The organism is Curtobacterium sp. VKM Ac-2861, from assembly GCF_013204965.1.
GTDB lineage: Bacteria > Actinomycetota > Actinomycetes > Actinomycetales > Microbacteriaceae > Curtobacterium.
Genome location: NZ_JABMLA010000002.1, coordinates 249,511 through 269,572, shown reverse-complemented (window position 1 = coordinate 269,572; position 20,062 = coordinate 249,511). Strand labels below are relative to the sequence as shown.

The 20,062-nt window shown below is 69.0% G+C and carries 28 protein-coding genes; 27 read left to right on the top strand and 1 reads right to left on the bottom strand.

All coding sequences use genetic code 11. From position 1 onward, the window contains the following. The first annotated feature begins 18 nt into the window (after window positions 1-18). The 19 genes from rplB (at window position 19) to map (ending at window position 10,629) form a co-directional block, all read left to right on the top strand. The gene (gene rplB, locus HQQ88_RS06085; protein ID WP_111083467.1) at window positions 19-858 is read left to right on the top strand and encodes a 50S ribosomal protein L2; all 840 of its coding nucleotides are present in this window, start codon (window positions 19-21) and stop codon (window positions 856-858) included. 11 nt (window positions 859-869) lie between these two features. Then, a complete protein-coding gene (rpsS, locus tag HQQ88_RS06080) occupies window positions 870-1,151 on the top strand; it encodes a 30S ribosomal protein S19 (RefSeq protein ID WP_017885529.1) in 282 nt (93 codons plus the stop codon). Between the two features lie 25 nt (window positions 1,152-1,176). Then, window positions 1,177-1,569: a 50S ribosomal protein L22 gene (gene rplV, locus HQQ88_RS06075; RefSeq protein ID WP_111083466.1), complete on the top strand. Its 393-nt coding sequence runs from the start codon at window positions 1,177-1,179 to the stop codon at window positions 1,567-1,569. Next, the gene (gene rpsC, locus HQQ88_RS06070; RefSeq protein WP_017885527.1) at window positions 1,569-2,381 is read left to right on the top strand and encodes a 30S ribosomal protein S3; all 813 of its coding nucleotides are present in this window, start codon (window positions 1,569-1,571) and stop codon (window positions 2,379-2,381) included. Before rplV ends, rpsC begins: the two co-directional genes overlap by 1 nt. Before the next feature lie 2 nt (window positions 2,382-2,383). Beyond that, window positions 2,384-2,803, top strand: a complete 420-nt coding sequence (gene rplP / locus HQQ88_RS06065) for a 50S ribosomal protein L16 (protein ID WP_111083465.1) — start codon at window positions 2,384-2,386, stop codon at window positions 2,801-2,803. Beyond that, window positions 2,803-3,123, top strand: a complete 321-nt coding sequence (gene rpmC / locus HQQ88_RS19835) for a 50S ribosomal protein L29 (protein ID WP_111083464.1) — start codon at window positions 2,803-2,805, stop codon at window positions 3,121-3,123. Before rplP ends, rpmC begins: the two co-directional genes overlap by 1 nt. After that, a complete protein-coding gene (gene rpsQ / locus HQQ88_RS06055) occupies window positions 3,123-3,407 on the top strand; it encodes a 30S ribosomal protein S17 (RefSeq protein ID WP_111083463.1) in 285 nt (94 codons plus the stop codon). Before rpmC ends, rpsQ begins: the two co-directional genes overlap by 1 nt. Before the next feature lie 31 nt (window positions 3,408-3,438). Further along, window positions 3,439-3,807 (top strand): 50S ribosomal protein L14, encoded by a 369-nt coding sequence (rplN, locus tag HQQ88_RS06050; protein WP_111083462.1) that lies wholly within the window; start codon window positions 3,439-3,441, stop codon window positions 3,805-3,807. A 3-nt stretch (window positions 3,808-3,810) separates the two neighbouring features. Further along, window positions 3,811-4,170, top strand: coding sequence for a 50S ribosomal protein L24 (gene rplX / locus HQQ88_RS06045; protein WP_111083461.1), 360 nt, complete (start codon window positions 3,811-3,813; stop codon window positions 4,168-4,170). After that, complete coding sequence (rplE, locus tag HQQ88_RS06040; protein WP_111083460.1) at window positions 4,170-4,763, top strand: 50S ribosomal protein L5; 594 nt, start codon at window positions 4,170-4,172, stop codon at window positions 4,761-4,763. Before rplX ends, rplE begins: the two co-directional genes overlap by 1 nt. A 153-nt stretch (window positions 4,764-4,916) precedes the next feature. Next, window positions 4,917-5,315, top strand: coding sequence for a 30S ribosomal protein S8 (gene rpsH / locus HQQ88_RS06035; protein ID WP_017885519.1), 399 nt, complete (start codon window positions 4,917-4,919; stop codon window positions 5,313-5,315). 6 nt (window positions 5,316-5,321) lie between these two features. Next, window positions 5,322-5,858, top strand: a complete 537-nt coding sequence (gene rplF, locus HQQ88_RS06030) for a 50S ribosomal protein L6 (protein WP_111083459.1) — start codon at window positions 5,322-5,324, stop codon at window positions 5,856-5,858. Window positions 5,859-5,860: 2 nt separating this feature from the next. Next, window positions 5,861-6,235, top strand: coding sequence for a 50S ribosomal protein L18 (gene rplR, locus HQQ88_RS06025; protein ID WP_031259041.1), 375 nt, complete (start codon window positions 5,861-5,863; stop codon window positions 6,233-6,235). Then, on the top strand, window positions 6,232-7,086 hold the full coding sequence (rpsE, locus tag HQQ88_RS19185; RefSeq protein WP_173168935.1) for a 30S ribosomal protein S5: 855 nt from the start codon (window positions 6,232-6,234) through the stop codon (window positions 7,084-7,086). The genes rplR and rpsE overlap by 4 nt, the downstream gene beginning before the upstream one ends. Beyond that, window positions 7,086-7,271 carry a 50S ribosomal protein L30 gene (gene rpmD, locus HQQ88_RS06015; protein ID WP_173168934.1) on the top strand — a complete coding sequence of 62 codons (186 nt, stop codon included), beginning with the start codon at window positions 7,086-7,088 and terminating at the stop codon, window positions 7,269-7,271. Before rpsE ends, rpmD begins: the two co-directional genes overlap by 1 nt. Then, complete coding sequence (rplO, locus tag HQQ88_RS06010; protein ID WP_027466723.1) at window positions 7,268-7,732, top strand: 50S ribosomal protein L15; 465 nt, start codon at window positions 7,268-7,270, stop codon at window positions 7,730-7,732. The genes rpmD and rplO overlap by 4 nt, the downstream gene beginning before the upstream one ends. 147 nt (window positions 7,733-7,879) lie before the next feature. Beyond that, on the top strand, window positions 7,880-9,202 hold the full coding sequence (gene secY / locus HQQ88_RS06005) for a preprotein translocase subunit SecY (protein WP_111083457.1): 1,323 nt from the start codon (window positions 7,880-7,882) through the stop codon (window positions 9,200-9,202). Beyond that, on the top strand, window positions 9,199-9,789 hold the full coding sequence (locus HQQ88_RS06000; protein ID WP_123293144.1) for an adenylate kinase: 591 nt from the start codon (window positions 9,199-9,201) through the stop codon (window positions 9,787-9,789). Before secY ends, HQQ88_RS06000 begins: the two co-directional genes overlap by 4 nt. A gap of 6 nt (window positions 9,790-9,795) precedes the next feature. Beyond that, window positions 9,796-10,629 (top strand): type I methionyl aminopeptidase, encoded by an 834-nt coding sequence (gene map, locus HQQ88_RS05995; RefSeq protein WP_173168933.1) that lies wholly within the window; start codon window positions 9,796-9,798, stop codon window positions 10,627-10,629. Window positions 10,630-10,758: 129 nt separating this feature from the next. Here map and HQQ88_RS19830 read toward each other — a convergent pair whose 3' ends face one another. Further along, on the bottom strand, window positions 10,759-12,045 hold the full coding sequence (locus HQQ88_RS19830) for an LCP family protein (protein WP_173168932.1): 1,287 nt from the start codon (window positions 12,043-12,045) through the stop codon (window positions 10,759-10,761). A 294-nt stretch (window positions 12,046-12,339) separates the two neighbouring features. Between HQQ88_RS19830 and infA the strand changes: the two genes are divergently transcribed. From infA to HQQ88_RS05950, 8 genes are all read left to right on the top strand, one after another. Further along, window positions 12,340-12,561 carry a translation initiation factor IF-1 gene (gene infA, locus HQQ88_RS05985; RefSeq protein WP_017885509.1) on the top strand — a complete coding sequence of 74 codons (222 nt, stop codon included), beginning with the start codon at window positions 12,340-12,342 and terminating at the stop codon, window positions 12,559-12,561. Window positions 12,562-12,631: 70 nt separating this feature from the next. Beyond that, the gene (gene rpmJ / locus HQQ88_RS05980; RefSeq protein WP_071276701.1) at window positions 12,632-12,748 is read left to right on the top strand and encodes a 50S ribosomal protein L36; all 117 of its coding nucleotides are present in this window, start codon (window positions 12,632-12,634) and stop codon (window positions 12,746-12,748) included. Window positions 12,749-12,934: 186 nt separating this feature from the next. Further along, on the top strand, window positions 12,935-13,309 hold the full coding sequence (rpsM, locus tag HQQ88_RS05975) for a 30S ribosomal protein S13 (RefSeq protein WP_058728274.1): 375 nt from the start codon (window positions 12,935-12,937) through the stop codon (window positions 13,307-13,309). A gap of 9 nt (window positions 13,310-13,318) precedes the next feature. Then, entirely contained in the window at window positions 13,319-13,717 is a 399-nt protein-coding gene (gene rpsK, locus HQQ88_RS05970; protein WP_017885507.1) for a 30S ribosomal protein S11, read from the top strand. Between the two features lie 190 nt (window positions 13,718-13,907). Further along, the gene (locus HQQ88_RS05965; RefSeq protein ID WP_071259847.1) at window positions 13,908-14,903 is read left to right on the top strand and encodes a DNA-directed RNA polymerase subunit alpha; all 996 of its coding nucleotides are present in this window, start codon (window positions 13,908-13,910) and stop codon (window positions 14,901-14,903) included. Between the two features lie 63 nt (window positions 14,904-14,966). Then, on the top strand, window positions 14,967-15,536 hold the full coding sequence (gene rplQ, locus HQQ88_RS05960) for a 50S ribosomal protein L17 (RefSeq protein WP_123293149.1): 570 nt from the start codon (window positions 14,967-14,969) through the stop codon (window positions 15,534-15,536). 157 nt (window positions 15,537-15,693) lie between these two features. Beyond that, window positions 15,694-16,812, top strand: a complete 1,119-nt coding sequence (locus HQQ88_RS05955; RefSeq protein ID WP_173168931.1) for an aromatic acid exporter family protein — start codon at window positions 15,694-15,696, stop codon at window positions 16,810-16,812. Between the two features lie 41 nt (window positions 16,813-16,853). Further along, window positions 16,854-20,060 (top strand): BTAD domain-containing putative transcriptional regulator, encoded by a 3,207-nt coding sequence (locus HQQ88_RS05950; RefSeq protein WP_173168930.1) that lies wholly within the window; start codon window positions 16,854-16,856, stop codon window positions 20,058-20,060. The last annotated feature ends 2 nt before the right edge of the window (window positions 20,061-20,062 follow it).

The window sequence follows — 20,062 nt, the reverse complement described above, 5'->3', positions numbered from 1 at the left end:
GGACCAGAGGGATAAATCATGGCTATTCGTAACTACAAGCCGACGACCCCCGGTCGTCGCGGCTCGTCGGTCGCCGACTTCGCTGAGATCACCCGTTCGACTCCGGAGAAGTCCCTGCTTCGTCCGCTGCCGAAGACCGGTGGTCGCAACAGCTCCGGCCGCATCACCACGCGTCACATCGGTGGTGGCCACAAGCGCCAGTACCGCGTGATCGACTTCCGTCGCTCCGACAAGGACGGCGTGGACGCCAAGGTCGCTCACATCGAGTACGACCCCAACCGCACTGCGCGCATCGCGCTCCTGCACTACGTGGACGGCACGAAGCGGTACATCATCGCGCCGAACAAGCTCAAGCAGGGCGACGTCATCGAGCAGGGCCCCGGCGCCGACATCAAGCCCGGCAACAACCTGCCGCTGCGCAACATCCCCGTGGGTACCGTCGTGCACGCCATCGAGCTCCGCCCCGGTGGCGGCGCGAAGATGGCCCGCTCGGCCGGCGCCTCGGTGCGTCTCGTCGCCAAGGACGGCCCCTACGCGCAGCTCCGTCTGCCGTCGGGCGAGGTCCGCAACGTCGACGCACGCTGCCGCGCCACGATCGGCGAGGTTGGCAACGCCGAGCAGTCGAACATCAACTGGGGCAAGGCCGGCCGCATGCGCTGGAAGGGCGTCCGCCCGACCGTGCGTGGTGTCGCGATGAACCCGGTCGACCACCCCCACGGTGGTGGCGAGGGCAAGACCTCCGGTGGTCGTCACCCGGTCAGCCCCTGGGGCCAGGCCGAGGGTCGCACGCGCAAGCCGAACAAGCCGAGCGACAAGCTCATCGTCCGTCGCCGTAACGCCGGCAAGAAGCGCAAGTAGGAGTTCAGAAGATGCCACGCAGTCTGAAGAAGGGCCCCTTCGTCGACGAGCACCTGCTCCGCAAGGTCGTCACGCAGAACGAGGCCAACACCAAGAACGTGATCCGTACCTGGTCGCGACGGTCGATGATCGTCCCGAACATGCTCGGTCACACCATCGCGGTGCACGACGGCCGCAAGCACATCCCGGTGTTCGTCACCGAGTCGATGGTCGGTCACAAGCTCGGCGAGTTCGCGCCGACCCGCACCTTCCGTGGTCACGTGAAGGACGACAAGAAGGGCCGTCGCCGCTAACGCGGGGACGCAGAGGAGGAACGAAATGGTGGAGTCGATCGCACGCGTGCGACACATCCGCGTCACGCCTCAGAAGGCCCGTCGCGTCATCGAGCTGATCCGCGGCAAGCAGGCCCACGAGGCGCTCGCCATCCTGAAGTTCGCCCCCCAGGGCGCTTCGGAGCCCGTGTACAAGCTGGTCGCCTCGGCGATCGCGAACGCCCGGGTGAAGGCTGACTCGACGAACAGCTTCCTCGACGAGCGCGACCTCTACGTGAGCCGCGTCTTCGTCGACGAGGGAACGACCCTGAAGCGGTTCCAGCCGCGCGCCCAGGGCCGGGCCTTCCGCATCAACAAGCGCACCAGCCACATCACGGTCGTCCTCGCGACGCCGGAAGAGGCCGAGGCTGCCGCGACGAGCAAGAAGGCGAGCAACTAATGGGCCAGAAGGTCAACCCGTACGGCTTCCGTCTCGGGATCACGACGGACCACGTCTCGCACTGGTTCACCGACAGCAAGAAGGCCGGTCAGCGCTACGCCGACTACGTGGCCGAGGACATCAAGGTGCGCGAGTACCTGAAGAAGACCCTCGACCGCGCCGGTGTTGCTCGCATCGAGCTCGAGCGCACCCGTGACCGTGTCCGCGTGGACATCCACACGGCGCGTCCGGGCATCGTCATCGGCCGCCGCGGCGCCGAGGCGGAGCGCGTTCGCGGTGAGCTCGAGAAGCTCACCAAGAAGCAGATCCAGCTGAACATCCTCGAGGTCAAGAACCCCGAGACCGAGGCCCAGCTCGTCGCGCAGGGCATCGCCGAGCAGCTCTCCGCTCGTGTCGCGTTCCGTCGCGCCATGCGCAAGGGCCTGCAGGGTGCACAGCGCGCCGGCGCCAAGGGTGTCCGCATCCAGGTGTCGGGCCGTCTCGGCGGCGCCGAGATGTCCCGTTCGGAGTTCTACCGCGAAGGCCGTGTGCCGCTGCACACCCTCCGCGCGAACATCGACTACGGCTTCTACGAGGCCCGGACCACGTTCGGCCGCATCGGCGTGAAGGTCTGGATCTACAAGGGCGACATCACGAACAAGGAGCTCGCTCGCGAGCAGGCGAACCAGCGTTCGTCGCGCCCCGAGCGTCGTGGCGGCCCGCGCGGTGAGCGTGGCGACCGTGGCGGCGACCGTCGTGGCGGCGACCGCGGTGACCGCCGCCCGCAGCAGGCCCCGCAGGACGCGCCGGCCGGCGCAGGAGTTGAGGCGTAACCATGCTTATTCCCCGTCGAGTCAAGCACCGTAAGCAGCACCACCCGAAGCGTTCGGGTCAGGCAACCGGTGGTACCAAGGTCAGCTTCGGCGACTACGGCATCCAGGCCCTCACCCCGGCGTACGTGACCAACCGTCAGATCGAGTCCGCTCGTATCGCCATGACGCGTCACATCAAGCGTGGCGGCAAGGTCTGGATCAACATCTACCCGGACCGCCCGCTCACGAAGAAGCCGGCTGAGACCCGCATGGGTTCCGGTAAGGGCTCGCCCGAGTGGTGGGTCGCCAACGTCAAGCCGGGTCGTGTGCTCTTCGAGCTCTCCGGCGTCACCGAGGACATCGCCCGTGAGGCGCTGACCCGTGCAATCCACAAGCTGCCCCTCAAGGCACGCATCATCAAGCGCGAGGAGGGCGACGCATAATGGCGATCGGTTCCAAGGAGCTCCGTCCGACGGAGCTCGACACGTTCGAGAACGAGCGTCTCGCTGACGAGCTGAAGAAGGCCAAGGAGGAACTCTTCAACCTCCGCTTCCAGTCGGCCACCGGCCAGCTGGAGAGCCACGGTCGTCTCCGTGCCGTCAAGCGCGACATCGCTCGCATCTACACCGTCCTCCGCGAGCGCGAGCTCGGCATCCGTGCCACTCCCGCGCCCGTCGAGACCGCCACCAAGGCCAAGAAGACGACGAAGAAGGCTGACAAGCCGGCTGAGTCGACCGAGGCCGAGACCGCCGAGGAGAAGTAATGGCGAACGAAGAGAAGACCTCCGCCGCCCTCACTCGCGGCTACCGCAAGACGCGTCGCGGCTACGTGACCAGCGACAAGATGGACAAGACCATCGTGGTCGAGGTCGAGGACCGCGTGAAGCACGCGCTCTACGGCAAGATCATCCGTCGCACGTCCAAGGTGAAGGCCCACGACGAACTCGGCACCGCTGGTGTCGGCGACCTCGTCGTGATCAGCGAGACCCGTCCCCTCAGCGCTTCCAAGCGCTGGCGCCTGGTCGAGATCCTCGAGAAGGCCAAGTAGGCCTCGGCCTGCTTCGGAATAGGAGACAGCAGTGATTCAGCAGGAATCCCGCCTGAAGATCGCCGACAACACGGGTGCCAAGGAGATCTTGACCATCCGCGTGCTCGGTGGTTCGGGTCGTCGCTACGCCGGTCTCGGTGACGTCATCGTCGCCACGGTGAAGGACGCCATCCCCGGCGGCAACGTGAAGAAGGGTGACGTCGTGAAGGCGGTCATCGTTCGCACCAAGAAGGAGACCCGTCGTCAGGACGGCTCCTACATCAAGTTCGACGAGAACGCGGCAGTGATCCTCAAGGCCGACGGCGACCCGCGCGGCACGCGCATCTTCGGTCCGGTCGGTCGCGAGCTCCGTGACAAGAAGTTCATGAAGATCATCTCGCTCGCGCCGGAGGTGCTGTAAGCCATGGCGAACATCAAGAAGGGTGACCTCGTCCAGGTCATCACGGGCGCGACGCAGGAGCGTGGCGGCGACCGTGGCAAGCAGGGCAAGGTCATCGAGGTCCTCAAGGACAAGCAGCGCGTCGTCGTCGAGGGCGTGAACTTCGTCACGAAGCACGTCCGCGTCGGCCAGACGCAGCGCGGCTCGAAGACGGGTGGCATCGAGAAGCACGAAGCCTCGATCCACGTGTCCAACGTCGCGCTCGTCGACCCGAAGACGAAGAAGCCGACCCGCGTCGGCTTCCGTACCGAAGAGGTGGAGAAGGGCGGGGTCAAGAAGACCGTCCGTGTCCGCTACGCCAAGAAGTCAGGTGAAACGCTCTGATGACTGACACGACTGCAACGACTGAGGCCCCCAAGGCCCAGCCGCGCCTCAAGCAGAAGTACAAGGACGAGATCAAGGCCACGCTCACCGAGCAGTTCGGCTACGCGAACGTCAACCAGGTCCCCGGCCTGGTCAAGGTCGTCGTGAACACCGGTGTCGGCGAGGCCGCTCGCGACTCGAAGATCATCGAGGGGGCCATCAAGGACCTCACGGCGATCACGGGTCAGAAGCCCCAGGTCAACATCGCTCGCAAGTCCATCGCGCAGTTCAAGCTGCGCGAGGGTCAGGCGATCGGTGCGCACGTCACCCTCCGTGGTGACCGCGCCTGGGAGTTCCTCGACCGCCTGATCTCCCTCGCACTGCCCCGCATCCGCGACTTCCGCGGTCTCAGCGACAAGCAGTTCGACGGGAACGGCAACTACACGTTCGGTCTCTCGGAGCAGTCCGTGTTCCACGAGATCGACCAGGACCGCATCGACCGTGTCCGCGGCTTCGACATCACTGTCGTCACCACCGCGAAGACGGACGACGAGGGACGCGCGCTGCTCCGTCAGCTCGGCTTCCCGTTCCGCTCCAACGAGCAGACGGTCTAAACTACTTCGGGCGGTGCGGGCCGGAGGATTCACGTCCTCCGGCCCGCACGCACGAACACACCGATCCTGGGGAACCGCCCCGGGATCACTCGATCGCTCAGGTCGGCATTCGTGGAACGGGTGTCGAAACCAGGCGAGAAATGGACGAACATCATGACGATGACCGATCCGGTCGCAGACATGCTGACCAGATTGCGGAACGCGAACTCCGCGCACCACGACGCCGTCGCGCTCCCGAGCTCCAAGCTCAAGAAGAACATCGCCGACATCCTCAAGCGTGAGGGCTACATCAGCGAGTGGAAGGTGGAGGACGCCCGAGTCGGGCAGACCCTCACCATCGACCTGAAGTACGGCCCCGAGCGCGAGCGTTCGATCGCCGGCATCAAGCGCGTGTCGAAGCCGGGCCTCCGGGTCTACGCGAAGTCGACGGAGATCCCCCAGGTCCTCGGTGGCCTCGGCGTGGCGATCCTCTCGACCTCGTCCGGCCTGCTGACCGACCGCGAAGCCGAGCAGAAGGGCGTGGGTGGGGAAGTCCTCGCCTACGTGTGGTGATCGACAATGTCACGAATCGGACGTCTTCCCATCGACATCCCCGCCGGCGTGACCGTCTCCGTTGACGGTCAGAGCGTGGCGGTCAAGGGCCCGAAGGGCGAGCTCGCGCTCGTCATCGCGGAGCCCATCCAGGCCAAGGTCGAGGAGAACCAGGTTCTCGTCACCCGTCCGGACGACGAGCGCGAGTCGCGTTCGCTCCACGGCCTGACCCGTACCCTCATCGCCAACAACATCATCGGCGTGACCCAGGGCTACACCAAGGGCCTCGAGGTCGTCGGCACCGGTTACCGCGTGCAGGCGAAGGGCTCGAACCTCGAGTTCGCGCTCGGGTACTCCCACTCGATCACGGTCGAGCCGCCCGCGGGCATCAGCTTCGCGGTCGAGGGCAACAACAAGGTCACGGTCGCCGGCATCGACAAGCAGGCAGTCGGCGAAGTGGCGGCGAACATCCGGAAGCTCCGGAAGCCCGAGCCGTACAAGGGCAAGGGTGTCCGTTACGCCGGCGAGAACGTGCGCCGCAAGGCCGGAAAGTCAGGTAAGTGATCATGGGACTCCTCAAGACACGAGGCAAGAGCAAGGCGGCCGCCAAGGCGCGTCGTCACAACCGTCTCCGCAAGAAGATCACCGGCACCGAGGCTCGTCCCCGTCTCGCCGTCACCCGCTCGTCGCGTCACGTGTTCGTGCAGGTCATCGACGACGCGAAGGGTCACACCCTCGCAAGCGCCTCGACGATGGAGGCAGACCTCCGCTCGTTCGACGGCGACAAGACCGCCAAGGCCCGTCGCGTCGGTGAGCTCCTCGCCGAGCGCGCGAAGTCGGCTGGCGTCGAGGCCGTGGTCTTCGACCGCGGTGGCAGCAAGTACGCCGGTCGCGTCGCCGCGATCGCCGATGGTGCCCGTGAAGGAGGGCTGAACCTGTGAGCGACAACGCGAACACCAACGAAGACGCCAAGACCGAGGCCGTCGAGGCCACGGACGTCGTCGAGACCACCGAGGCGAGCACGGAGGCCCCCGAGGCCACCGAAGCGACCGCTGAGGGCGCCGAGGCAGCCGCTGAGGGCACCGACACCGCCGCGAAGGGCAAGGAGGCGGAGGCACCTGCCGTCGCCGAGCGTCCCGTCGAGACCGCTGCGGGTTCCGCATCGAACAACCGCGACTCGGCCGACAACCGTGGCCGTCGTGGTGGCGGTCGTGACCGTCAGCAGGGCCGCGACCGCAACAACCGCGGTGGCGACAGCCAGTTCCTCGAGCGCGTGGTGACCATCAACCGCGTGTCGAAGGTCGTCAAGGGTGGTCGTCGCTTCAGCTTCACGGCGCTCGTCGTCGTGGGTGACGGCAACGGCCTCGTGGGCGTCGGCTACGGCAAGGCCAAGGAGGTCCCCACGGCGATCTCCAAGGGTGTCGAAGAGGCGAAGAAGAACTTCTTCCGCGTCCCCCGCGTCGGCAACACCATCCCGCACCCCGTGCAGGGTGAAGCCGCTGCTGGCGTCGTCCTCCTGCGTCCGGCCGGCCCGGGTACCGGTGTCATCGCCGGTGGTCCCGTCCGCGCCGTGCTCGAGTGCGCCGGCATCCACGACGTCCTGAGCAAGTCGCTCGGTTCGTCGAACACCATCAACATCGTGCACGCGACCGTCGAGGCTCTGAAGCAGCTCGAGGAGCCCCGCGCCGTCGCGAGCCGTCGTGGCCTCGACGTCGAGCGGGTCGTCCCGGCTCGTCTGCTCCAGGCCGAGGCCGCAGCACTGCGTGCCGCGACCGAGAAGGCAGGTGCGTGATGGCGACGCTGAAGATCACGCAGATCAAGTCCGTTATCAGCGAGAAGCAGTACCAGCGCGACACGCTCCGCAGCCTGGGTCTCAAGCGCATCGGCCGTACGGTCGAGCGTGAGGACAACGCCCAGAACCGCGGGTACATCGCAACGGTGGCGCACCTCGTGAAGGTCGAGGAGGTCGACGCATGAGCGACGAGAAGAACGAGCGCGTGCAGGTGCTGAAGCTGCACCACCTCCGCCCCGCAGAGGGCGCCAAGAAGGACCGCACCCGTGTGGGTCGCGGTGAGGGCTCGAAGGGCAAGACCGCTGGGCGTGGTACCAAGGGCACGAAGGCCCGTTACCAGGTCCGGGTCGGCTTCGAGGGTGGGCAGATGCCGCTGCACATGCGCACCCCGAAGCTCCGCGGGTTCAAGAACCCGTTCCGGGTCGAGTACCAGGTCGTGAACCTGGACAAGATCTCGGAGCTCTACCCCGATGGTGGCGACGTCACCGTTGCGGGCCTGGTCGCCAAGGGCGCCGTCCGCAAGAACGAGAAGGTCAAGGTTCTCGGTCAGGGTGACATCACCGTGAAGATCACGGTCACGGTCGACAAGGTCTCGGCGTCCGCCGCCGAGAAGATCGTGGCTGCTGGCGGCACCGTCTCCCAGTAACCCCCGTCGGCGGCCCGTGCGTTTGCGCACGGGCCGCCGTTACGGTTTCCTTGACAGTGGCCGGCATCCGCCAGCCTGGTCGGCCATGCCGACCGACACCGGAACGGCCGCGATCGACGGCCCCGGTCCCAGAAGTTCGGAGTCCTCGTGTTCAGAGCGGTCGCGCGCATCATGCGCACCCCTGATCTTCGCAAGAAGATCGGCTTCACCCTCGCGATCATCGCGCTGTTCCGCCTCGGGTCGTACATCCCGGCACCGTTCGTCGACTACGCGGCCGTGCAGAGCTGTCTCGCCAGCGCCTCGTCGTCCGGCGGTCTCTACGACCTGATCAACCTGTTCTCCGGCGGCGCGCTGCTGAAGCTCTCGGTCTTCGCGCTCGGCATCATGCCGTACATCACGTCGTCGATCATCGTGCAGCTCCTGCGCGTGGTCATCCCGCACTTCGACTCCCTCTACAAGGAGGGTCAGTCCGGTCAGGCGAAGCTGACGCAGTACACGCGCTACCTCACGATCGCGCTGGGCGTGCTGCAGTCCACCACCCTGATCACGGTCGCCCGCTCGGGTGCCCTCTTCGGCACGAACGCGTCGTCCTCCTGCTCGTCGATCATCTCGAACGACAGCTGGTACGCGATCATGCTCATGGTCGTCACGCTGACCGCCGGTACCGGCCTCATCATGTGGATGGGCGAGCTCGTCACCGAGCGCGGCATCGGCAACGGCATGTCGCTCCTCATCTTCACGTCGATCGCGGCGCAGTTCCCGTCGGCGCTGTGGGCCATCGAGCAGTCGCAGTCGTTCGAGCTCTTCCTGTTCGTCATCCTGGTCGGACTGGTCATCATGATGGCCGTCGTGTTCGTCGAGCAGTCGCAGCGGCGGATCCCGGTGCAGTACGCCAAGCGCATGGTCGGCCGACGCACGTACGGCGGCAACAACACGTACATCCCGATCAAGGTGAACATGGCCGGCGTCGTGCCCGTCATCTTCGCGTCGTCGCTGCTGTACCTGCCGGCCCTGGTCGCGCAGTTCAACAAGCCCTCGGACGGCTCCGAGCCCGCGGCGTGGGTCACCTGGATCGAGAACAACCTCGTCTCCGGCGACAACCTGTTCTACATGGTGCTGTACTTCCTGCTCATCGTCGGGTTCACGTACTTCTACGTGGCGATCACCTTCAACCCCGAAGAGGTCGCCGACAACATGAAGAAGTACGGCGGGTTCATCCCCGGCATCCGTGCCGGTCGTCCGACCGCCGAGTACCTCGACTACGTCCTCACCCGGGTGACGCTGCCCGGCTCGCTCTACCTCGGTTTCATCGCGCTCATCCCGCTGGCAGCACTGGCGCTGTTCGGCGCGAACCAGAACTTCCCGTTCGGTGGCGCGAGCATCCTGATCATCGTGGGTGTCGGTCTCGAGACCGTGAAGCAGATCGACTCGCAGCTTCAGCAGCGTCACTACGAAGGGCTTCTCCGTTGAGCGCACGTCTCATCATCGTCGGACCCCCCGGAGCGGGGAAGGGCACCCAGGCCGGACGGATCGCCGAGTCCTTCGGGATCCCGGCGGTCTCGACGGGCGACATCTTCCGCAAGAACGTCGCAGAGGGCACGCCGCTCGGTGTGCAGGCCAAGGCGATCATGGACGCCGGCGACTACGTGCCGGACTCCTTGACGAACGAGCTCGTGAAGTCGCGCCTGAACGAGGCCGACGCAGCCGAGGGGTTCCTGCTCGACGGGTACCCCCGCACGGTCGGGCAGGTCGAGTACCTCGACGCGCTGCTCGCCGAGCAGGGCACCGGGATCGACGCGGTCGTGCAGCTCGTCGCCGACCAGGACGAGCTCGTCGGCCGGTTGCTCAAGCGTGCCGAGCAGCAGGGCCGCAGTGACGACAACGAGGAGACGATCCGTCGTCGCCAGCAGGTCTACACCGAGCAGACGGCCCCGATCGTCGGCGCCTACGGCGACCGCGGTCTCGTGCTCGACGTCGACGGCCTCGGCGCGATCGACGAGGTCGGCGACCGCATCCAGGCCGCGCTGTCGGCTCGCGGGCTCACCGCGGGCGTCTGACCCGGCGTGGTCCGCTTCCGCAAGCCCTCGATCTACAAGACGCCGGACGAGCTCCGCGCCATGGTGCGCCCCGGGCTGCTGACCGCCGAGGCGCTCGACGCCGTGCGTGCGGCGATCCGTCCCGGCATCACGACCGGTGAGCTCGACGCGATCGCCGAGCGGACGATCCGCGACGGCGGCGGGATCCCGAACTTCCAGCTCGTGCCGGGCTACCGGCACACGCTGTGCGTGTCCGTGAACGACGAGATCGTGCACGGCATCCCCGGTGACCGCGTGCTCGCGCCCGGTGACATCGTGTCGGTGGACGCCGGTGCCGAGGTCGACGGCTGGAACGGCGACAGCGCGTTCACCACGGTCGTCCCCGGTGGTGACGCCGAGGTGTCCGCAGCGCGCCAGACGCTCTGCGACACCACGGAGCGATCGCTCTGGCACGGCATCGCGGCGCTCGCCCACGCGAAGAACCTGCACGAGGTCGGTTCCGCGGTCGAGGACGCGATCGACGAGACCGGCGCCTGGGGCATCGTCGAGGACTACACGGGGCACGGCATCGGTCGCTCCATGCACGAGGACCCGCCGGTCTTCAACTACCGCGTCCGCGGTGCCGGTCCGGCGGTGAAGCCCGGCCTGGTGGTGGCCATCGAGCCGATGGTCACCGCGGGCACGATCGACAGCTCGACGGACGACGACGACTGGACCGTCCGCACGATGGACGGCGGGGACGCCGCGCACTGGGAACACAGCGTCGCGGTGCACGCCGACGGCGTGTGGGTCCTGACGGCCGCAGACGGCGGCGCTGCGGGCCTGGCCCCGCTGGGCGTGACGCCCGTCCCGATCCCGTAGGACGGGCCTCCAGGCTGCCTCGGTCGCGACGGCCAGGAGGCGCGGGTCGTCCCCGCCTCGTCGCCCGCCGCGCGCAGACGCGTCTGCCCAGTGCCCGGAGGGCGCCGCGCCGTCAGCCCTGTCCGGCAGTCAGTTGCCGACGGAGCAGGTCTGCTCGGAGGCGCTCTGGCCGGTGATCGACGAGGGCAGCGGTGTCGACGTCGCCGTGCTCGTGGCCGACGAGCTCGGTGCGGACGACGTCCCCGACGATGCGCCGCTCGACGCGGGCGCCGACGCCGTGTCGGACGGCGTGGTGCCGGTCGACGGTGCGGTCGTCGCGGTGCCCCCGGCGGTCGGCGACTCCTCGGACGCGCGCCCGGTGCTCGAGTCGCTCAGCGAGGACTTCACGTCGTTCTGCAGCGCCACGTTGAGCGTGTGGGCGGTCTCCTGGTCGACGATCACCCGCGCGCTGTCGTCGGGGTCGTCGGCGACGGGGTACTGCACGAAGAGCATGTTGGCGGTGCTCATGCCGCGCAGTGCGGAGGCGAGGCCGACGAGGGTGCGGGTCTGGGCCAGGCCGTCGGACAGCGTCATGTTCGACAGGGCCGCGCCGGCGAGCTTGTAGAGCGTGATGGGGTTCGACAGGGTGCCGTCGGAGGTGACCTTGCGGAGCAGCGCCGACAGGAACACCTGTTGCGAGCTGATCCGGGCCAGGTCGCTGCCGTCGCCGACGCCGTGGCGGGTGCGCAGGAACGCGAGGGCGTCGGAGCCCTCGAGGTTGTGCGAGCCGGCGGTGAGGTGCAGACCGGTGAAGGTGTCGTCGATGGGCTCCGCGACGCAGACGTCGACGCCGCCCAGGGCGTTCGACATCTCGATCACGCCGTCGAAGGTGATGAGCCCGGCGTAGGGGATGCTCAGGCCGGTGAGGTTCTCGACGGTGTCGACGACGCACGAGACGCCACCGTTGCCGAGCGCCGTGTTGAACATGGCGGAGGTCGAGGCCGGGTAGGTCGTCCCGCTCGCGGGGTTGGTGCAGGCCGGGATCGGGACCATCAGGTCGCGGGGGAAGCTGACCGCGGTGAGCTGCTGGTGGTCCTCGGAGATGTGGATGAGCATCGTGACGTCGTTGCGGGCGCCTTCGACGTCGTCGTCGGAGTCGAACTGTCCGACGCGGGTGTCACTGCCGATGAGCAGGATGTTCGCGCCGCCCTTGATCGCCGTGATGTCGGCGGTCTTCGCGGTGCTCTGGTCGTCGGTGCTGAGCTGCACGGTCTGCGGTGCGGTCGCCAGCTGGGCGCCGGCGATGGCGGCGACGCTCGTCCCGCTCACGAGCACGACGGCGAGTGCCGAGGCCACGACGGTCACGAGCGTGGTCCAGCCGCGACGGCGGGCCTGCTTGCCGTGTGCGGCGAAGGGGCGTCGTGTGGCGTCGGGCACGTGGTCTCCGTTCGGTGGTCCGCGCAGGGTACGAAGGCGGCGGACGTGGCTGCGGAGCAACGCTACGGTCCGGGCGCAAGTGTCGGCCCGGAGCACGCCGTCAAACCACTGTGGAACACTCAGGCATGCCACCGGAAGCCCCAGGTGAGGGGGCGTGCCGCACCCGCACTTGGCAATTGCGGGTTTACCACATAAGATCGATCTTTGGTGTGTCATGCCCTCTCGGGTGTGGCGACCGACCCGCAGACCGGTTCGGGGATCACACCTGTTCCACAACCAAGCGACAGTGAGGCTATGGCCAAGAAAGACGGCGTCATCGAGATCGAAGGCTCGGTGCTCGAAGCTCTGCCCAACGCGATGTTCCGCGTTGAGCTGACGAACGGACACAAGGTCCTCGCGCACATCTCCGGGAAGATGCGCCAGCACTACATCCGCATCCTCCCCGAGGACCGCGTGATCGTGGAGCTGAGCCCGTACGACCTGACCCGCGGCCGGATCGTCTACCGCTACAAGTGATCCGCGAGCTGGAAAGGAACGGCTCGGCAATCCTGCCGCGCACGAAGCCAGCGAGCACGAGGAAAGAACAATGAAGGTCAACCCCAGCGTCAAGCCCATGTGCGAGCACTGCCGAGTGATCCGCCGCAAGGGCCGCGTCATGGTGATCTGCAAGAGCAACCCGCGTCACAAGCAGCGCCAGGGCTAGTCCCGGGCGCGTGACCGGCGCCGACGCTGTCCCTCGGACAGCAGGCTGCTCGAGCACGACCCACAACTGAAGATCGACAACGCAGTACCAGAACCCGGTCGCACGACGACCGGGGGACACCTCGGGTCGGAGGCCCGGGCACCGGTACTGCTCCACACCTCCATCGACAACAGGAGCAGCCATCACATGGCACGTCTAGCAGGCGTCGACATCCCGCGCGAGAAGCGCGTGGAGATCGCACTCACGTACATCTACGGCGTCGGCCGTACCCGCGCGGTCCAGGCACTCGCCGAGACCGGTATCTCCGGTGACATCCGCGTCAAGGACCTGACCGACGACCAGCTCGTCGCCCTCCGTGACTTCATCGAGGGCAACTTCAAGGTGGAGGGTGACCTCCGCCGCGAGGTGGCAGCCGACATCCGTCGCAAGGTCGAGATCGGTAGCTACGAGGGTCTTCGCCACCGTCGTGGTCTCCCGGTGCGCGGTCAGCGCACCAAGACCAACGCGCGTACCCGCAAGGGACCGAAGCGCACCGTGGCAGGCAAGAAGAAGGCTCGATAGGAGACCCCGATGGCTACCCCCAAGACTGCCGCGCGCAAGCCGCGCCGCAAGGAGAAGAAGAACGTCGCAGTGGGCCAGGCCCACATCAAGAGCACGTTCAACAACACGATCGTCAGCATCACCGACCCGTCGGGTGCCGTCCTCAGCTGGGCGTCCTCGGGTGCCGTGGGCTTCAAGGGTTCGCGCAAGTCGACGCCGTTCGCGGCGCAGCTCGCCGCCGAGTCCGCTGCGCGTCAGGCGCAGGAGCACGGCGTCAAGAAGGTCGACGTCTTCGTGAAGGGTCCGGGTTCGGGCCGCGAGACCGCGATCCGTTCGCTCCAGGCCGCTGGCCTCGAGGTCGGTTCGATCAACGACGTCACTCCGCAGGCGCACAACGGTTGCCGCCCGCCGAAGCGTCGTCGCGTCTGACGCGAGGAGCAACCGGCCGCGCCCTGCTCGTCCCCTGACGGGGTCGGGCAGGGCCCGCGGCCATTCCTGGTCGTTCGATCGCGCACATCGGTGCGCGTGATCACAACTCAACAGACCCGTCGGGGCCCACGCGGCCCCGTCGTACCGCCAAGTGTCATATAGCGGACACTTCGCCGAAAGGAATCCCACAGTGCTCATTGCACAGCGCCCCACCCTGACCGAGGAGTCGATCTCCGAGCACCGCTCGCGCTTCGTCATCGAGCCGCTCGAGCCGGGCTTCGGTTACACCCTCGGCAACTCGCTGCGCCGCACGCTCCTCTCCTCGATCCCCGGCGCGGCTGTCACCAGCATCCGCATCGACGGTGTCCTCCACGAATTCAGCACCGTTCCCGGTGTGAAGGAAGACGTCACCGAGATCATCCTCAACATCAAGAGCCTCGTCGTCTCCAGCGAGCACGACGAGCCGATCACCGCGTACCTGCGCAAGCAGGGTGCCGGTCAGGTCACCGCAGCGGACATCTCCGCTCCGGCCGGCGTCGAGATCCACAACCCGGAACTCGTCATCGCGACCCTGAACGACACCGCGCGGTTCGAGCTCGAGCTCACGATCGAGCGCGGCCGCGGCTACGTCTCGGCCACGCAGAACCGTTCCGAGTTCTCCGAGGCCGGTCAGATCCCGATCGACTCGATCTACTCGCCGGTCCTCAAGGTCACCTACCGCGTCGAGGCGACGCGTGCCGGTGAGCGCACGGACTTCGACCGCCTGGTCGTCGACGTCGAGTCGAAGCCGGCGATCACGCCGCGCGACGCCATCGCGTCGGCCGGTCGCACGCTGGTCGAGCTGTTCGGGCTCGCTCGCGAGCTCAACACGGCCGCAGAGGGCATCGAGATCGGCCCCGCGCCGGTCGACGCTGTCCTGTCGAACGAGCTGCAGACCCCGATCGAGGACCTCGACCTGTCGGTCCGCAGCTACAACTGCCTGAAGCGCGAGGGCATCAACACGGTGTCCGAGCTCGTCGCCCTGTCGGAGACGCAGCTCATGAACATCCGCAACTTCGGTCAGAAGTCGGTGGACGAGGTCAAGGACAAGCTCACCGAGCTCGGCCTGTCCCTCAAGGACACCGTCCCCGGATTCGACGGCGCCCACTTCTACAGCGGGTACGACGAGGACGAGTCCAACAACTGATCTCGCGCTCACGCGCAAGCGCGCTGACACCGCGCGCACCACTTTCACCACTGGAGAACTGACATGCCGAAGCCCACCAAGGGCCCCCGCCTCGGTGGCGGTCCCGCTCACGAGCGCCTGCTCCTGAGCAACCTCGCCAACGCCCTCTTCACGCACGGCCGCATCACGACCACCGAGACGAAGGCCAAGCGCCTCCGTCCGGTCGCCGAGCGGCTCATCACGTTCGCGAAGCGCGGCGACCTGCACGCTCGTCGTCGGGTCATCGCGACCCTGCGCGACAAGTCCGTCGTGCACACGCTGTTCACGGAGATCGCCCCGCAGGTCGAGGACCGTCAGGGCGGTTACACCCGCATCACGAAGCTCGGCTTCCGCAAGGGCGACAACGCCCCGCTGGCGTCGATCGAGCTCGTCCTCGAGCCGGTGTCGGGCACGCCCGCCCCGGTGAAGCGCACCGCGGCTCCGGCCGCCGCCGCTCCGGTCGAGGAGCCGGCTGCCGACGAGACCACCGAGGAGGCCCCGGTCGAGGCGACCGAGACCACCGAGGAGTCCGCGCCGGTCGAGTCGGAGACCGAGACCGAGGCTGCCGCCGAGGTCGAGGCCGACGCCGCCGAGAAGAGCGACGACACCAAGTAGGACCCCGCGTCACCACGAAGCCCCCGCGACCCAGGTCGCGGGGGCTTCGTCGCGTTCGGGAGCGCTACCCCTGCTCCCCGACGTCCGGAGAACGCAGGACCGTCGCCTTCCCAGTGGGCGCCCCGTAGCGTGTCCGCCCGACAGGGAGAGTCACCACATGGAGTTCCAACACATCGCGGGCGTCGGTCGCCGCGCGTGGCGGTGGAGCCGTACGTCCGGCACACAGCCGCGACTGCTGCACGCAGCCAAGGCCGCTGGCGCCGCGGCACTGGCCTGGTTCATCGCCAGGCACGTGCCCGGGGTCGCGTCCGACTACCCGTACTACGCACCGCTCGGGGCGATCGTCGCGATGCAGACGACGGTCTACGCGGGGCTGCGCAACGGCATCCAGACGCTCGTCGGCATCCTGCTCGGCATCGCCGTCGCGGGCTTCACGATGATCGTGGGCGACCCGGGGATCCTCGCCGTGGCCCTGGCGGTCGGCATCGGCGTGCTCGTCGGCGGGTTCCGGGTGCTCGGCGAGGGCAGCACCTGGGTCTCGACGGCGGCGTTGTTCGTGCTGCTCGTCGGCGGGGCGAACGCCGAGGGCTACTCGTTCGGGTACCTGGTGCAGATGGGCGTCGGCGTCGTCGTCGGCCTGCTCGTGAACTTCCTGGTGTTCCCGCCGCTGCACTTCTGGGACGCCGAACGCCGGATCGACGAGGTGAACGCCGTGTTGGCCGATCACCTCGAGGGGCTCGCACACGTGCTGGAGAGCGGCAAGCGCGACGAGGACGCCTGGAACCGGCAGCAGGACAAGCTCGACCGTGCGATCGCCGACGTGCGCGCGCGGGTGTCCGTCGCCCACGAGAGCCGGAAGATCAACCCCCGCGGAGCGCTCCGCGGGTCACGGGCCCGGCTCCAGCAGGACGGGGCGCGCTTCCGGGCGCTCGAACGGGTCGCCTGGTACACGACCGACCTCACCGAACTCGTCGCTCGGTCGGGCCCGGTGTCCGCGAACCTCGGCCGTCCCGACCCCGCGTTCACCGAACCGCTCACCGAGGCGATCCGGCAACTCGCCTGTGTGATCCGCGGGGAGTGCCCCGAGGACGACGGCGACAAGGCGATCGAGCGACTCGAGCAGGCGCTCGACGCTTCGCGCGAGAACCCCTCGCACGTCGCGGTGACGGCGTCCGCGCTCGTGGCGCTCCGCGGCATCGTGGAGTCCGAGCGCCGTGCGACGGACAACCTCGACACCCGCACGGGGCCGTCGGCGTTCCACCGTCCGCGCGGCTGACGCGAGGACCCCGTGACACCGGCGCTCCGTAGACTCGCACCGTGACCGTCCCGCCCCGAATCAACGTCCTCGGACCGGTCACGGTGACGGGTGCGGACGGCCGGCAGTCGCCGGTGCCCGGTGCGCTCGCTCGGGCGTTCCTGGCGGCGCTGGTGCTCGCGCGCGGTCACGCCCTGACCACCGAGTCCCTGATCGACGACCTCTGGCCGGACGCGCAGCCGCGGGGTGCCCGTGCAGCGCTGCAGACGCTCGTGTCCCGACTGCGCCGGAGCGTGGCGGACGGCCTCGTGGTGTCGACGAGCACCGGGTACGCGTTGGGCGGCGGCCCCGAGGACGTCGACCTCGCCCGTGCCGAGCGTGCGGTGGGCGAGGCGGAGCCGGCAGCGGTCCGTGCGGCCCTCGACCTCTGGCGTGGTGAACCGGGCGCCGACGTCGACGGCGACCTGGGCGCCGCACTCGCGGACCGAGCGGCAGCGCTCCGGCGGACACTCCGGCGCGCGCTCGGCGGCGCACTGCTCGACGAGGGCGACGCCGACGAGGCCGCCGCACTCTGGGCGGCGGAGGCCGTCGCCAACCCCTACGACGAGGTCGCGGTCGCCGGTTCGATGCGTGCCCTCGCCGCGGCCGGCCGCACGAGCGAGGCCCTGGCCGCCTTCGCGGCGCACCGTGACCGCCTCGCCGACGAACTCGGCGCCGACCCCTCGGCCGACCTCGTCCGCCTCAACGCCGAGTTGCTGCGTCGGTCCGGCCCCGCCACGGGCAGCGTCCGCCGCGTCGGCCTGCGTGCTGCGCCGAACACGTTGGTCGGGAGGGAGGCCGACCTCGCCGCCGTCTCGGACCTGCTGTCCGCCGGACGGCTGGTCACGATCCTCGGTGCGGGTGGGCTGGGGAAGACCCGCCTCGCGCAGGCGGTCGCCGCCGGCCTGCCGCCGACACAGGGCGTCGTCGTGTTCGAGCTCGCGCCGCTCGCCACGGCCGACGACATCGTGCCGGCCCTCGGCGCGCTGCTCGGGATCGCCGAGTTCCGCTCCACCAGGTCGCTCCGGGACGCCGTCGCGGCCGACCTGCGCACCCGCGTCGTGCGGGCACTCGCCGACGGGCCGACCGTGCTCGTCCTGGACAACTGCGAACACCTGGTGGCCGAGGTCGCCGCCTTCGCCGCGGACCTGCTCGCGACCGTGCCCGAGCTGCGGATCCTGACGACGTCACGCGCGCCGCTCGCCATCGCCGGCGAGGTCGTGGCTCCCCTCGCGCCCCTGCCCGTCGAGGCCGACGGGGCGGCCGTCCGGCTGTTCACCGAGCGGGCGCGGGCCGCACGACCCGGAGCCGTGCTGCCGGTGGACGCGGTGCGCCGGATCTGCACGCGGCTCGACGGGTCACCGCTGGCCATCGAGCTCGCGGCTGCACGCATCCGGGGGATGAGCGCCGACGAGATCGAGCGCCGGCTGGACGACCGGTTCACGCTGCTGCGCGGCGGCGACCGGAGCGCCCCGGAGCGGCACCGCACCCTGCTCGCCGTGATCGAGTGGAGCTGGCGCCTGCTCGACGACGGGGCCCAGGACCTGTTGACCCGGCTGGCGCTCTTCCCGGACGGACTCGCGGTCGACGCCGTCGAGGCCGTCGCCGCCCCGGACCGCCGGGCCGACGCGCTCGACGACCTCGCCGAGCTCGTGGAGCAGTCGCTCGTGCAGCTCGTCGAGCACGAGGGCGAGCCCGTGCGGTACCGGCTGCTCGAGACGGTGCGGGAGTTCGGTGCGGCCCGGCTGGGGGACCGCGGCGCCACCGAGGCCGTCCGTGCGGCCATGATCGGCTGGGGCCGTGGGTTCGCGGCCGAGCGCAACCTCCTCACGATCACGGGTTCCGCCCAGCTCGAGCGGTTCCGCGAGGTCGCCCGCGAATCCGACAACCTCGTCACGCTGCTCCGCTGGAGCCTGGCGGCCGACGACACCGCGGCGGTCGCGCACCTGTTCGCGGCCCTCGGCGGCTACTGGTCGCTGCGCGGTGCCCACGGTGAGGTCGTCGCACTCGGCCCCGAGGTCGTCCCGGTCCTGCGCCGTACCGGACCGGCGACCGAGGACCGTGCCGCGACCGTGCTCGGACTCGTCGTCACCGGCGGGTCCTCCGCGTTCAGCGACAAGCGCACCGCAGCCCTGGCCGTGTCGACCCTGCGCCGCGTGATGCGCGACGGCACCAGCGGGTTCGCGGTGCTCGACGCCCAGGCAGCGCTGCTCCTCACCCTGGGGCGACCGGCCGACGGGTACGCCCTGCTCGCCCGCTACCGCGACGACCCGGAGCCCGGGGTCGCCTGCCTGGCGAACATGCTCAGCGCGCCGCTCGCCGAGAACGACGGGGAGTCCGCCGTCGCCCTGCGGTACGCGACCCGCGCCGAGACGCTCTCGCGGTCGAGCGACGACGCCTGGACCACCGGGTCGATCGCCGTCACCATGACCCAGCTCCTCGCGCAGACCGGCCGGCACGCAGACGCCCTGCGGTCCGCCGAGGTCGCCCGCGAGCAGCTCGAACGGTTCGGGGCCGACGACGACCTGTACGAGATCGGCTGGACCGTCGGGCTCTGCGCTGCGAGTACCGGCGACGTCGTGCGTGCCCGGCAGGTCGCCGACGACCTGCAGCACCGGCCGGTCGAGGCCCGCGGCGGGTTCGACGAGGACCGGGTGCAGATCGGCGTGCTCGCGATGGCCATCGGTGCGGAGTGCTCGCGCTGGGAAGGAGCCCTCGACGACGCTGCGGCGGAGTACGCCCGCGCCTGGGACTCCGTGCTGCCCCTGCGGAAGCAGACGCCGCACTGGACGCTCATGGCGGGCTCGGCGCGGATCGCGGCGCGGGACGAGGCGGCGGTGCACCGGTCCGACGGAGCCGCGCCGGGCCTCCCGGTCGACGACGTGGCGGTCGCGAGACGCCTGCGCGTCGGTGCGCTCGTGATGCTGCGCGTCCACCCGTGGTGGCTGGACCTGCCCGTGATCGGGACCGCCCTGCTCGGCCTGGCGCTCGCCGCCGCCCGTGACGGACAGCCGGAGCACGCCGCTCGCTGCTGGGGGCTGGCGACCCGACTCGGTTCGCGGCAGGACTTCGGCGTGCTCGCGCACCCACGGATGCGGTCGGTGCTGGCCGACGCCCTCGGCGACGCGGTGCTGGCGGACGCCGAGACGGCCTCGGCCGGATCGAACCGGACCGAGGCCGTCTCGGAGGCGCGGCTCCTGCTCGAGGAGCTGCGGTTCCGCGCGCGCTGATC

Excerpts from the sequence above, each read along its gene's own strand:
- HQQ88_RS05955 (WP_173168931.1), top strand. The coding sequence starts at position 15,694 with ATGGAGTTCCAACACATCGCGGGCGTCGGTCGCCGCGCGTGGCGGTGG.
- rpmC (WP_111083464.1), top strand. The coding sequence starts at position 2,803 with ATGGCGATCGGTTCCAAGGAGCTCCGTCCGACGGAGCTCGACACGTTC.
- rpsS (WP_017885529.1), top strand. The coding sequence starts at position 870 with ATGCCACGCAGTCTGAAGAAGGGCCCCTTCGTCGACGAGCACCTGCTC.
- rplX (WP_111083461.1), top strand. The coding sequence starts at position 3,811 with ATGGCGAACATCAAGAAGGGTGACCTCGTCCAGGTCATCACGGGCGCG.
- rpsC (WP_017885527.1), top strand. The coding sequence starts at position 1,569 with ATGGGCCAGAAGGTCAACCCGTACGGCTTCCGTCTCGGGATCACGACG.
- rpsM (WP_058728274.1), top strand. The coding sequence starts at position 12,935 with ATGGCACGTCTAGCAGGCGTCGACATCCCGCGCGAGAAGCGCGTGGAG.
- rplQ (WP_123293149.1), top strand. The coding sequence starts at position 14,967 with ATGCCGAAGCCCACCAAGGGCCCCCGCCTCGGTGGCGGTCCCGCTCAC.
- rplE (WP_111083460.1), top strand. The coding sequence starts at position 4,170 with ATGACTGACACGACTGCAACGACTGAGGCCCCCAAGGCCCAGCCGCGC.
- rplP (WP_111083465.1), top strand. The coding sequence starts at position 2,384 with ATGCTTATTCCCCGTCGAGTCAAGCACCGTAAGCAGCACCACCCGAAG.
- rpmD (WP_173168934.1), top strand. The coding sequence starts at position 7,086 with ATGGCGACGCTGAAGATCACGCAGATCAAGTCCGTTATCAGCGAGAAG.
- rplF (WP_111083459.1), top strand. The coding sequence starts at position 5,322 with ATGTCACGAATCGGACGTCTTCCCATCGACATCCCCGCCGGCGTGACC.
- rplV (WP_111083466.1), top strand. The coding sequence starts at position 1,177 with ATGGTGGAGTCGATCGCACGCGTGCGACACATCCGCGTCACGCCTCAG.
- rplR (WP_031259041.1), top strand. The coding sequence starts at position 5,861 with ATGGGACTCCTCAAGACACGAGGCAAGAGCAAGGCGGCCGCCAAGGCG.
- rpsH (WP_017885519.1), top strand. The coding sequence starts at position 4,917 with ATGACGATGACCGATCCGGTCGCAGACATGCTGACCAGATTGCGGAAC.
- rplO (WP_027466723.1), top strand. The coding sequence starts at position 7,268 with ATGAGCGACGAGAAGAACGAGCGCGTGCAGGTGCTGAAGCTGCACCAC.
- rpmJ (WP_071276701.1), top strand. The coding sequence starts at position 12,632 with ATGAAGGTCAACCCCAGCGTCAAGCCCATGTGCGAGCACTGCCGAGTG.
- infA (WP_017885509.1), top strand. The coding sequence starts at position 12,340 with ATGGCCAAGAAAGACGGCGTCATCGAGATCGAAGGCTCGGTGCTCGAA.
- rpsQ (WP_111083463.1), top strand. The coding sequence starts at position 3,123 with ATGGCGAACGAAGAGAAGACCTCCGCCGCCCTCACTCGCGGCTACCGC.
- rpsK (WP_017885507.1), top strand. The coding sequence starts at position 13,319 with ATGGCTACCCCCAAGACTGCCGCGCGCAAGCCGCGCCGCAAGGAGAAG.
- rplB (WP_111083467.1), top strand. The coding sequence starts at position 19 with ATGGCTATTCGTAACTACAAGCCGACGACCCCCGGTCGTCGCGGCTCG.